At 41.9% G+C, this 12,068-nt stretch carries 13 protein-coding genes; 11 read left to right on the top strand and 2 right to left on the bottom strand.

Annotation, left to right across the window (positions count from 1 at the left end; translation table 11 throughout):
• Positions 1-63: 63 nt before the first annotated feature.
• The 4 genes from MuYL_RS06425 (at position 64) to MuYL_RS06410 (ending at position 2,811) form a co-directional block, all read left to right on the top strand.
• Positions 64-606, top strand: a complete 543-nt coding sequence (locus tag MuYL_RS06425) for a DUF4199 domain-containing protein (protein ID WP_094572872.1) — start codon at positions 64-66, stop codon at positions 604-606.
• A gap of 87 nt (positions 607-693) precedes the next feature.
• Positions 694-1,347: a DNA alkylation repair protein gene (locus MuYL_RS06420; RefSeq protein ID WP_094569745.1), complete on the top strand. Its 654-nt coding sequence runs from the start codon at positions 694-696 to the stop codon at positions 1,345-1,347.
• 176 nt (positions 1,348-1,523) lie between these two features.
• Positions 1,524-2,114, top strand: a complete 591-nt coding sequence (locus tag MuYL_RS06415; protein ID WP_094569744.1) for a DUF4230 domain-containing protein — start codon at positions 1,524-1,526, stop codon at positions 2,112-2,114.
• Between the two features lie 178 nt (positions 2,115-2,292).
• Positions 2,293-2,811, top strand: coding sequence for a hypothetical protein (locus MuYL_RS06410; RefSeq protein WP_094569743.1), 519 nt, complete (start codon positions 2,293-2,295; stop codon positions 2,809-2,811).
• A gap of 298 nt (positions 2,812-3,109) precedes the next feature.
• On the opposite strand, the gene MuYL_RS06400 is transcribed toward MuYL_RS06410, so the two are convergent.
• Entirely contained in the window at positions 3,110-3,751 is a 642-nt protein-coding gene (locus tag MuYL_RS06400; protein ID WP_094569741.1) for an START domain-containing protein, read from the bottom strand.
• A 201-nt stretch (positions 3,752-3,952) separates the two neighbouring features.
• Here MuYL_RS06400 and MuYL_RS06395 point away from each other — a divergent pair, with 201 nt between their 5' ends.
• The 6 genes from MuYL_RS06395 (at position 3,953) to MuYL_RS06370 (ending at position 10,555) form a co-directional block, all read left to right on the top strand.
• The gene (locus MuYL_RS06395) at positions 3,953-4,525 is read left to right on the top strand and encodes a hypothetical protein (protein WP_094569740.1); all 573 of its coding nucleotides are present in this window, start codon (positions 3,953-3,955) and stop codon (positions 4,523-4,525) included.
• Positions 4,526-4,627: 102 nt separating this feature from the next.
• Complete coding sequence (gene gldG, locus MuYL_RS06390) at positions 4,628-7,033, top strand: gliding motility-associated ABC transporter substrate-binding protein GldG (RefSeq protein ID WP_094569739.1); 2,406 nt, start codon at positions 4,628-4,630, stop codon at positions 7,031-7,033.
• Between the two features lie 33 nt (positions 7,034-7,066).
• Positions 7,067-8,191 carry a DNA polymerase III subunit beta gene (gene dnaN, locus MuYL_RS06385; RefSeq protein WP_094569738.1) on the top strand — a complete coding sequence of 375 codons (1,125 nt, stop codon included), beginning with the start codon at positions 7,067-7,069 and terminating at the stop codon, positions 8,189-8,191.
• A 151-nt stretch (positions 8,192-8,342) separates the two neighbouring features.
• Positions 8,343-9,020, top strand: a complete 678-nt coding sequence (locus MuYL_RS06380) for a DUF4397 domain-containing protein (RefSeq protein WP_094569737.1) — start codon at positions 8,343-8,345, stop codon at positions 9,018-9,020.
• Between the two features lie 20 nt (positions 9,021-9,040).
• Positions 9,041-9,763, top strand: coding sequence for a DUF4397 domain-containing protein (locus tag MuYL_RS06375; RefSeq protein ID WP_094569736.1), 723 nt, complete (start codon positions 9,041-9,043; stop codon positions 9,761-9,763).
• Between the two features lie 144 nt (positions 9,764-9,907).
• Positions 9,908-10,555, top strand: coding sequence for a DedA family protein (locus MuYL_RS06370; protein WP_094569735.1), 648 nt, complete (start codon positions 9,908-9,910; stop codon positions 10,553-10,555).
• On the opposite strand, the gene MuYL_RS06365 is transcribed toward MuYL_RS06370, so the two are convergent.
• Positions 10,550-11,518 (bottom strand): zinc dependent phospholipase C family protein, encoded by a 969-nt coding sequence (locus MuYL_RS06365; RefSeq protein WP_094572871.1) that lies wholly within the window; start codon positions 11,516-11,518, stop codon positions 10,550-10,552. The genes MuYL_RS06370 and MuYL_RS06365 overlap by 6 nt on opposite strands.
• Positions 11,519-11,748: 230 nt before the next feature.
• On the opposite strand from MuYL_RS06365, the gene rpsT reads away from it, so the two are divergent.
• A complete protein-coding gene (rpsT, locus tag MuYL_RS06360; RefSeq protein ID WP_094569734.1) occupies positions 11,749-12,003 on the top strand; it encodes a 30S ribosomal protein S20 in 255 nt (84 codons plus the stop codon).
• Positions 12,004-12,068: the final 65 nt, after the last annotated feature.

Raw genomic sequence — 12,068 nt, 5'->3', positions numbered from 1 at the left:
CCCTAAAGTATGACTAATAATATTTCCCGGTTCAGCAATTTTGAGGAAACTAAAACCAAAAAAATGAAAAGGACCATCATCGTCACCGGGTTTATTGCGGGCTTTATTGTAGCGGCGTTTATGCTGGCCTCAATGGCCAAAATTTTCAACCTTAATAATTACGAGGGAAGTATGTTGCTGGGCTACACCACTATGCTGGTAGCTTTCTCCCTCATATTTGTGGCCGTTAAAAACAACCGCGATAAATACGGCAACGGCGTTATAACATTTGGTAAAGCTTTTACAACAGGCCTCATGATCACGCTCATTGCGTCTACCATATATGTAATAGTGTGGATGATAGATTACTTTTACTTTATCCCCGACTTTTATGAAAAATACTCAGCACACGAGCTACTTCAATTGAAAGCTGCTGGTGGCACCCAGGCACAGCTGAGCGCCAAAGCGGCCGAGATACAACAATTTAGTAAGCTTTACAGAAATCCGTTTTTTAACGCGCTGGTTACCTATGCCGAAATATTACCAGTTGGATTAATCGTTTCATTACTGGCAGCAGTTATATTAAAACGGAAAGCCAATCACGACAAAGCCATAGTTAGCCAGTAACGTAAAAAATAATTTTACCATGATTTTTGAAAACACATATCCTTATTTTTAATTGTTTTTTTGATAGCCTGTTTAAATAAAATCATCATGACAGTATCTGAAATTATGGCCGAACTAAAATCGTTCGGAAACGAAAAAATCAAAAATATTTTATTGAAGCATGGGGTAAAAGAACCTTTTTTTGGGGTGAAGGTGGAGCATTTAAAAACTATCCAAAAAAAGATAAAAACTGACTATCAACTGGCGTTAGACCTTTATGCCACCGGTAATGCGGATGCAATGTACCTGGCCGGCTTAATTGCAGCAGATGATAAAATGACCAAAGCCGATTTACAAACCTGGGTAAAGCAGGCCGTGTCAACCAATATTTCCGAATATACGGTCCCCTGGGTGGCCGCAGGCAGCAACTACGGCTTTGAGCTGGCCCGCGAATGGATCAGTGCCGATGAAGACAATATTGCGGCCGCAGGGTGGGCAACACTAGGCAACCTTGTAGCCCTTAAGCCCGACGATGAGTTGGATTTGCCCGCATTAAAATTATTGCTGGACCGGGCTGAAAAAAACATTCGCCAGGCTGGCATCCGCACACAACGAAACATGAATACTTTTGTAGTAGCTGTAGCCACTTATGTAAGCCCATTGGCAAGCGCCGCCGCGGCAACCGCAGCTCAAATTGGCGCAGTTATAAAAAAACCTGGCAACAATGCTCCCGCAAAAAAGAAAAAGACGGTGAAGTGTTAAAGTGGATTGTTAACCAATTAACTTTAATTATAATTAAATGCAAGCCAACATCTGCTCTTTTTATTTGTTTACATCAGTGGTAAGAGATTAGTTGAAGATTGATTTTCTTTCTTATTTACTTATCCTATGCCCAAACAATTAATCTCTGGTCACTAATCTCTAATCACTATCCCGCAATGGCAAACCGCTTTGGCAACCGAATCCTGTTCATCCTTATCAGTTCAATAGTTATAACCTGTTTCCTTGTTTTTCTGTTCTTTTATATCAAACACCAGTTTACAGCAACGCGCACTGAAATTACTGAAACCGGCATGGTTCAAAAAATAACCAGCATGGGCAAACTGGAACTGGTTAAATACACCATGAAAGATATTGTTGAGCAAAAAGAGATCCACCCGATTTTGCCGGACAGTAAAGTTTTGTTTTTAGCAGTTGGCGAGGTTACCGCGTGTATTGATCTTACAAAAGTTAAAAAAACGGACATTATCCAGGGTGCGGATTCTGTAACAGTTTTTTTGCCGCAGCCCGAGATCTGTTACGCAGCCATTGACCATCAGAAATCAAGGATTTATGACATTAGTGGCACCTGGTTTAGGGATGATACAAAAAACATGGTGGAATCTGTTTACAAGATTGCCGAAAAAAAGATCTTCGACAACGCAAAACAAATGGATGTTTTGGGAACGGCCAGGCAAAATGCGCAGCTAATTTTCAAACCCCTGCTGGAAAGCATTTCGGGCAAAAAGGTAGTTTTGAGTTTTAGATGAAGATAAATCCTCCTGTAAAAGCTCTTCGGCAGGCGGCCTGGCTACGTTAACAATTTCGTTACAAACAGGTTATGAAATTATTCACATTATCTTTGCCGGCATAACAAAACCGCGTCCATTTTCGTATAAACGAATAAATGCACTGAGGCTTACTGCCCGCATACTTAAACAGTCACAAATGAAAAAAATCTTACTCTCATTAATTATTTCCGGTATTACAGCTGTTTCAGCTTTGGCACAAACAAAATCAGATGGAGGCAAATTTAGCGCCGGTTTCGAATCCGGCATCCTGTTTGGTTCAATTTCAGACATTTCTACAGTGGCCATAGGCGGATCAGTTAAATATGATTATCCTATTGCTGACAAAACTTTTTTAACCCTTACTGCAGGCTATACCAACTTAATTTACAAAAGCGATTATAAAGAAATACTAAAAGAACTGGGCGTTGATAAATCGGGCGAAGGCTATGTTCCGGTAAAACTGGGTATCAAATATTACCTTTCCGGTGGCTTTTTCGGCGAGGCACAGGGCGGCGTAGTATTTTCTACTGAAAGCGGGGGCGGCACAGCCATTGCTTACTCACCAGGCTTTGGCTATACATGGGATGACCGTGTAGAGTTAGGTGCGCGTTATGAAGCCTGGTCAAATAACGGTACAGTAAGCCAGGCGGCTTTGCGCATTGCATACAAGTTTTAATTAAAATACTTGGATTCGATATTCATATTAATGAAACATATTCATTATCAGTAACTTACATTTATTTACCCCTCAATATAAGTCGAAAGCACTGATAATCAGCATGTTTCATATTGTTCCGGGTGTTCCGTGTGCAAAAATGGAACACTTTGCCGGCGGCGCGGGCGCCGAAACTTGCCTCATCTAAAACTACCGTTGCATGCGGTTGCAGAGCGCTGCAAGTGTCAGGTTATGCCGAAAGCACGTTACTGCTGATTTTTATACCAGCCGGGAGAAATCCCGGCTTTCTTGTTTCCGTTTAATCCTTAATAAATGCCAGCGCGGCATTCTGGTAAACAGGTTTCTTTAATTGTAATTTTAACCCTTCGAAACTTTTTAAGGGACCCTCTCCTGCCAGCATATTAACCAGCCAGGCCGGCACGTCTCCACCCGGATCCACCTGCAGCGTGTACACCACTTTTACAACATTAGGGCCGGCGGGCGTTATGATCCATAAACTTTTTGACGAGTGAACCCTAACAACACCCTGCTTTACCGGTACCAGGCCTGAAACCGCCGGACCATCAACAGTAACCACCCGCGTGTCGGGGTTTTGACGTACCATCAGGTGTGCCACAAAATCACGGTTCTGCACCGGCCATGGAATATTCACTTCCGAATAATAGTATAGTTCTGAGGGCGACACTTGCTTAATCAGCCTGCATGATTTGGTATGATCAAGCCACTCGGGCCCGTTACTTACATCAAGTATCACCTTTATCATTTGCGACGCCGTAGTATTCAGCTCGCATTCTACTTTTATAGCCTTAAATTTTGACGTTGATACCGTGCTGGTATAAACCTTAATTCCGTCTTTTTCAGTCTTGAATTTCCAGTCGTTTTGGGCCGTTGCCCCTGTTATTTTAAAAAGAAGCAGTAAAACTGCAATTAGCCTGTACATTATTAAATGGTTATATTAATATCAAATTTAGGGTTCTGCATGCTACACAAGGCAACTATGATGCTTTATGACAGTAAACACGCAAAAAACAGGGAAACAAACCTGTGCGTGACAACTTGCGTGTGCCGACAGCTAAAAATGTTTAAATAAGTGCTTATATTTTTTTAGTTTTATAGCCTTACAGTGTTGTTTTTACTAAAAATGAAAAAAATTATACTACCACTGGTGGTGTTTATTATTTGGGGGATAAATGGTTTTGCCCAGGTGAGCATGAAACCCCACATTAGCATTGGCGGCGAATACGGTTTAACAACCGGCAATCTTTCTAATTATTACGGTTCGGTGGCAGGCGGCTCTGTCAAGGTTGAACTTCCTGTATCGTCCCCCTTATTTAACTTAACAGCTACGGTAGGTTTTACCGGTTATTTGGTACGGTTGGACTATGATGGCCCTTTAAGCCTTAACACTCAAAAATTCATCCCGATAGAATTGGGTGCCAGGTATTATTTTTCCAGAATATCCTATTTTGAAGCAGACGCCGGCATCTCCCAAAACATTAATAGTAATTATACCGGCTCGTCATCGGCATTTATTTACTCGCCTGTAATAGGTTTTTCGGCACCCACCAATAAACACAATGGTACAATTGATTTGGGCTTGAGGTTTGAAAGCCGGGTTCAAAGCGCAGGCAATAATAACCAGTTGGCTTTAAGACTTGCCTATCGTTTCGGACCTACATTCGCGGCCGATAATAAGAAAAAAGACGCCAAATAAATTTTCAATCTTTTAATTTACCGGCATATAACAAAACTGCATATAACCGTTTTGCTTTAGCGCATTATTGTGTAATTTCGGCGTTTATCACCACATATAAAAGTGCTTAGCATCCTCAAAAAAGAAATAACTTCTTACCTCAGCTCACTGGTGGCGTATGTTACCATAGGGGTATTTTTAATAGTATTGGGCTTGTTTTTATGGGTGTTCCCTGAGTCTGGTATTTTAGACTATGGTTACGCCACCCTCGACAGCCTTTTCAGCACCGCGCCATACTTGTTTATGTTCCTGGTTCCGGCAATAACCATGCGTTCATTAGCCGAGGAACGCAAGGAAGGCACCTTTGAACTGTTGCTTACCCGTCCCCTTGCCGACTGGCAAATTGTGCTGGGTAAATACTTTGCATGCGTGGTACTGGTATTGTTTGCATTGCTGCCAACCCTGGTTTATTATTACTCGGTTTACCAGCTCGGCTCGCCGCAGGGCAACATTGATACCGGCGGCGTTACAGGTTCATATATAGGGCTATTTTTATTGGGTGCCAGCTTTGCTGCGATAGGTTTATTTGCTTCTTCAGTAAGTAAAAACCAGATCATCGCTTTTACTATTGCTGTGTTTCTGTGTTTCTTTTTTTATAGCGGGTTTGATTCATTGAGCCAGTTGCTCTCGCTGCAAAGCCTCGATCTTCAAAACCTCGGGATCACCCAGCACTATCAGTCTGTAAGCCGCGGAGTTTTAGATACGCGGGACCTCGCTTATTTCATAATTTTAACCGGCTTATTTATTTGCCTAACGCTTTTTGTGCTTAACAGGCAAAGGCAAAAACCGTTAAAAGACCGGATATTGATAACATCGGCGGTTGTATTGATTGCTCTGGGCATCCTCTCAGGCGCTACCTTTACCCGTTTTGACTTTACCAAAGAAAAACGTTTTACCATATCGCCGGTAACCCGGAATATTATGAAACGGCTTAAAGGCCCGGTTAAGGTTACCGTTTATTTACAGGGCGATAATTTCCCTGCCGACCTAAAAAGGCTGCAACGCGCAACCCGCGATATGCTGATTGACCTTAGGGCCTACAGTAATGACCGCGTACAGTTTGAGTTTATTGACCCGCTAGCACAAATAAAAGGGCTGCCGGATGAGCAGCAAAAAAAGATGTACGACTCGCTGGAAGCGAAAGGGATAGTGGGCGAAAACAGGGCTGCAAAAACAGATAATGGTGTTTCGCAATTGCTGATATTTCCGGAAGCGCTGGTAAAATTTGGCGACCGGGAGATTGCCGTTAATTTACTGCAAACCCGCATCGGGCTATCTGACGAAGAGATCGCCAACAATTCTATCCAAAACCTTGAATACAGCTTTTCATCAGCTATAAAAAAAGTTAGCACCAATGGTAAGCCTATTATTGGCTTTACCGAGGGGCACCATGAACTTACAGACCTGCAACTGAACGACGCCATGAAATCCCTGTCAGACGGATATAATGTGGGCCGGATCAACCTGAAAACTATTCCGCTTACGGTTTTACTAAAGATGCAGCTTTTGGTGATCCCAAAACCGGATACAAAGTTCAGCGAAGTTGAAAAATTCAAAATAGATCAATATTTAATGCGTGGCGGCAGGGTGTTGTGGGCCATTGACCAGGTAAGCGCGGAGCTGGACAGCCTGCGCGGGCATGGCGGCGAACAAATGTCGTTCCCAAAACAGCTGGACCTTGATGACCAGCTGTTCACTTACGGCGTACGGATCAATTACGACCTGATTGCGGATATGAGCTGTGCACAGATTCCCCTGAGTACCGGGATGGTTGGCGGGCAGGCACAAATCCAGATGCTGCCATGGCTTTACTACCCGCTGTTCATTTCTGTATCAAAAAACCCGGTGGTGAAAAACCTGGATGCCATCCGCAGCGAGTTTGCAAGCACCATTGATACCCTGGCTACTAAAAACGTTAAAAAAACTATCCTGCTTACCTCATCGCCGTACAGCAAAAAGCTAAGCGCACCGCACCTATTATCGTTACAGGCCGTTGAGCAGGAACCCAATCCTAAAGATTTTTTAAGCACTCCAAAAACCGTTGCTGTGCTGCTGGAAGGGAAATTTAAATCTGATTTTCAAAACAGGCCATTGCCTGAAGGCTTAAACGAGAACGTACCCATATTACCGCAAAGCGTACCAACAAAAATGATTGTAATAAGTGATGGCGATGTTTTTAAAAGCCAGGTTGGTTCTGACGGTTCACCCTACCCGCTTGGTTACGACCACTACATGCAGCGTAACTTTGGCAACAAAACCCTTTTACTGAATATAGCCGATTATATGACCGACGATTCGGGGCTGATTGAACTGCGCGCCAGGGAAATCAAGATCCGCCTGCTTAACCGCGCCCGCATTCGCAGCGAAAAGCTGTACTGGCAGGTTGTTAATACCATTTCCCCATTGGGTTTGTTGGTAATATTCGCTATTTTTCAACATTATCTGCGTAAAAGAAAGTATGCACATTAAATTTTTTACTTTTGACAGATTAATTCCAATTATATGAGATTTATTGTTTCTACATCAACATTACTCAAGCAATTACAGTCCGTAAGCGGGGCTTTGAGCAATAGTACCGTATTGCCCATACTTGAAAACTTTTTGTTCGAGATAAAAGATGGAAACTTAACTATTTCGGCAACCGATCTGCAAACCAGCATGACAACTTCGTTATCGGTTGAAGCTAAAGAGAACGGGCGGATTGCTATACCATCGCGCATATTACTTGAAACACTGAAATCATTGCCTGAGCAACCTGTTAACTTTTCGGTTGATGACGCTACTTTTGCTATCGAAATAAATGCCGGCGACGGAAAATATAAGCTTAACGGCGAAAATGGCGAAGATTTCCCTAAGATTCCGGTTGTTGAAAATGCATCGTCAGTAAATCTGCCGGCATCAGTTTTAGCTGAAGCAATAAACAAAACAATTTTTGCCGTAAGTAACGATGAACTGCGCCCCGCAATGACAGGCGTTTACTGCCAGTTGTCAACTCAGTACTTAACTTTTGTGGCTACTGACGCACATAAATTGGTGCGTTACCGCCGCAAAGATGCAAAGGCTGCAAGTACCACATCATTTATATTACCTAAAAAGGCATTAACGCTTTTAAAATCGTCGTTACCGTCTGATGATGTGAACGTAGCTGTTGAATACAACAGCACCAGCGCTTTCTTTAAGTTTGGCAACATTAACCTGGTTTGCCGTTTAATTGATGAGCGTTACCCTGATTATGAAGCGGTTATACCGTTAAACAATCCAAATAAATTAAGTATCGACCGCCAGTCGTTCTTAGGTTCATTAAGCCGTGTGGCTATTTATGCTAATAAAACTACGCACCAGGTAAGGCTTAAAATAAACGGCAGCGAGCTGAATATCTCATCAGAGGATATTGATTTTGCTAACGAAGCTCATGAACGTTTAAGCTGCCAGTATGAAGGCGAAGATATGGAGATTGGCTTTAACGCCCGTTTCCTGATCGAGATGCTTAAAAATTTATCATGCGAAGAAGTTACCCTTGAAATGTCAACCCCGAACCGGGCCGGCATTTTGTTGCCCCAGGGCGGCGATGAAAACGAGGACGTACTGATGCTGGTAATGCCGGTAATGCTTAATAGTTATGCATAGTGCTTAAAAAGCACTAATTTTGAAGTGAATTTATTTTATTCTTGAATATCTTAAATTATAAATCCAAATTGGAGTCCGGTGTAAGAACCGGACTTTTTTATTCGCCCCAATAACAAAACTTACTATAAGTAGTTATAATAGCATTTACTGTATGAATACCAGGTTTATTATTTTACTATTAGTAGTTGCTGTTGCAGGATGGGCGTCGTGCAAAAACAATGACAACGTTTTTCCCAAGACAGCAACTGTAGGCTTGAATATCATTAACGCCTCAAACGATACCTTGAACTTGTTTATAAACGGAACGCGGCAAACTAATTTCAGCCTTACCAGCGGCGGGCAATCCTTTTATTTACCGGTAGCTGCGGGGTTGCAAAACTACCAGTTTAAAAAAAATGGCGGGGTTGACATCCTGTTCAGTGTGCCATTAAATTTAAAGGCAGACAGCATAAATAATTCCCTTTATATTACTGATGAAACAACTGCCAGTTCATTCAGTAAGTTTGATTTTCTGGATACAACAGGCATTAACACCACACCTAAAGCAAAAATAAGGTTTGTAAATGCATCGTCGGATGCCGGCAGTTTAAATGTCACTGTTGGCAGCAAGGTTAGCTTTAGTTCAATTGCGTTTAAACAAATAGGTGCGTTTACCATAATTGACACCGGCCTTATGGCAATGAAAGTAAAGGTAGCTGGTTCAGATATTGTTAAGGTTGATACCAGTATGACTTTGGCGGCCGGGCACATGTACACCCTGTTTTCAAAGGGATCGTTAACCGGGAAAGGAACCGCAAAGCTCAGTGTGGCGCTTGCGCGTAATTTTTAATACTACAGGTTATTTAAATTATGATTGTTAAAAATAAATGGAAAATAACAGGCTGGCTGTTCGCAGCTATTACCTGCCTGTGGCTTTGCTCATTCCTGTCGTCTTGTGGTAAAGCACCTATTTCAAACCCCAACGGGCTTAATGTTAAATATCAGATCTTAAACTTAAGCCCTGATGCTTTCCCTGTAGACCTGTATATCCGTTTCCTTAAAATAAATACCACTTCATATACCTTTAATGTTAACCAGGGGTATTTTTATTTACCCTATTTAGATACACCTTTTTTGATCAGGTCATCGCTAACCGTTGGTGGCGGGCCGGTACTGGTTTCAAGGCACGATGTATTAAAAACAGCAGCGGTTTACAGCCTTTTTATTACGGGTAACGTGGCGGATAATTCGCTTACTTCAATTTTTACGGTTGACACGTCAAGCGTACCGGCATTGGGGCGCGGTAAAGTGCGCTTTGTTAACGCCTCGCCAACCGGCACAGGCGGTATTGATGTTTACGCCAACGGGGTTAAAGCATTCAGCAAAGTAATTTATCCCAAATATTCTGACTTTATTGAATTACCAAACGGGTATTATGATTTCCAGATCAACACCACCGGCTCATCAACTATATTGCAAACGCTCCCCAAGGTGCAAATCCAGGACGGAAGGCTATATACATTATATTCCTATGGCTATACCAACCGCACCGATTCAGCCGCCTTTAACACAGGGCTAATAACAAACAGGTAAGTTGATTATACCGATATTGGCGGGTAACTAGGTTAATAAACCATGGCCGATTACCCGCTTCAAAAAATAAACTTAGTCAACAACGCCCTCCTTAACACTGGCAATCAAGTAATTTTTTTTTAAATTCGCTCAAAATTTAAAGCATTGGAAATAGTTAAAGGCCTGATTGATTTTATTTTACATATTGACAAGCACCTGGCTGATATTACAAGCCAGTACCATGCTTTAACTTATTTAATATTATTTGCCATAATATTTGCCGAAACCGGCTTTGTAGTTACCCCTTTTTTACCTGGTGATTCGCTTTTATTTGCCGCAGGTGCGCTAATTGCAGGTGGCGCTACAGGCTTAAATATTTTTCTTTTAGCTCTTATATTAATAGCGGCGGCATTTATCGGCAATACCGTTAACTATATGCTGGGCAGTTATCTAGGCCCCAGAGTTTTTAAAGAGGATAATAAGATCCTGAAGCTGGATTATTACCTGCAGACCAAGGCCTTTTTTGACAAGCATGGCGGCAAAGCAGTCATATTCAGCCGCTTTATGCCTATTATCCGAACCATTGCCCCATTTGTGGCCGGTGTGGGTAAAATGCCTTTTTTACGTTATAGCCTGTACAACATTATTGGCGGCGCAGCATGGATCATCCTTTTCCTTTTCGCTGGTTACGAACTTGGGACCGTTCCGTTTTTCAAGAAGAACTTTGCGCTTATAGGCGTTGCCATCATTTTAATTTCAATTATCCCGCCAATTTATGCAGCCATAAGGAGCAGAACCACTAAAAGATCATGAAGTTTTTTTAGCTAAAACTAATACTTCCCCGTTTTTAAACAAAGTTTCTTCTTTTTCAATCTGAAGCACTTCCTGTCGGCTCATCGTCTTTTTAATCAGTTTGTTTAGGTCAGGCTGCCCGGCATCCACCCAGGCCGAGTACCAGTAACTGCCAATTTCGAGTATAGACGAACGCATCCGGCGTTCAACCATACCCTTTAGCATTTTATGATAGGCCGCCGCGTAGGCTACAGAATAATCCTTTATTTCCTTTTGCCCGTGCACCACCATTTCATATTTTTTATCAGCAGGAAACCGTTTGTTCAATAGCCGCTCAAACATAAGGACAGTATCTGCGCTGTTGAATGCGCTGCGGCATATTTTGAAAGCCTCCGTCAACGGATTTTGGATGTAACGGGCTTTGCCCCCATAATAATTGTAACGATCACTAAATAATTCAGGCAGCCTGCTTTCCCATAGTGCGTGAATACCTGTTTGATTGGTTAGCTGCCCGTTATAGTTTTGTGTTAAATGCAACGGTACATGTGCATCGGCAATATAATGGCCCAAATTGGCAGAGGTGTTTAATATGGCGATGGTATCATGCGCCTTAAAAGCTTTTACCAGCCGGTAATAATTGTACTGAATAGTCCAGGGAACGGTGCCATATTTGTCGAGCGTATCTGCGGTATATTTGGCAGCTGCGTCATACCAGTTATGCGGGATCCGCTTAAACGGATCTTTTCCGTAATGGTCAGCATTTAAAAAATGATGCGGTGCCTCGGTGGAATCAACATACCGCCGCTTATCAGCGCTGATTGCGTGCTCTGTGAGGTATTCAATATTGCTTTTATAAAAACCTGCCATCGCCTTTGGCAAAGTAAAAACAGCCAGCCGCCCAATGCGATAATGTGCGTAAAACCCCCATGAGGTGCAGGTGAATGTAAGGCTTAAGCAGACAATAATTCTAAAAGCAGGTTTCACACCCAAATATAGTTTTAATGTTGATTGATATTTTACCCGCATATAAATTAAGAACAAACTCAAACGCCAGCCAGCCCTGTTTTAATTAATAAAAACCACTGCTTTACGCGCTTACAACAATCCAACTTACCCCCTATCACAAAAAAATAAAAAAGGTATTTGATTTTATAAATATTCATCCTATATTTGCAGTCCTTAAAATAAAAGAAAAAGAATAACAAAGCTATACAATGGCAAATCATAAATCATCATTAAAAAGGATCCGTTCAAACGCTGCGAAGCGCTTACGTAACAGGTATCAGGCTAAAACCACCAGGAACGCCATAAAAAAATTAAGAGGCTCAACTACTAAAGCTGATGCAAGTCAACTTTTAGTTAAAGTGATTTCAATGCTTGACCGTTTGGCTAAAAAGAATGTTATTCACAAAAATAAAGCTTCAAATAATAAGTCGAAACTTACAAAGTTTGTTAACGGCTTAAAATAATATATAAGGCATTTTTACAAAAAGCCTGTTTCCAATGCGGAGACAGGCTTTTTTGTTACCCGCTG

Source organism: Mucilaginibacter xinganensis, assembly GCF_002257585.1.
Taxonomy (GTDB): domain Bacteria; phylum Bacteroidota; class Bacteroidia; order Sphingobacteriales; family Sphingobacteriaceae; genus Mucilaginibacter; species Mucilaginibacter xinganensis.
This window is presented reverse-complemented; position numbering and strand designations above follow the sequence as displayed.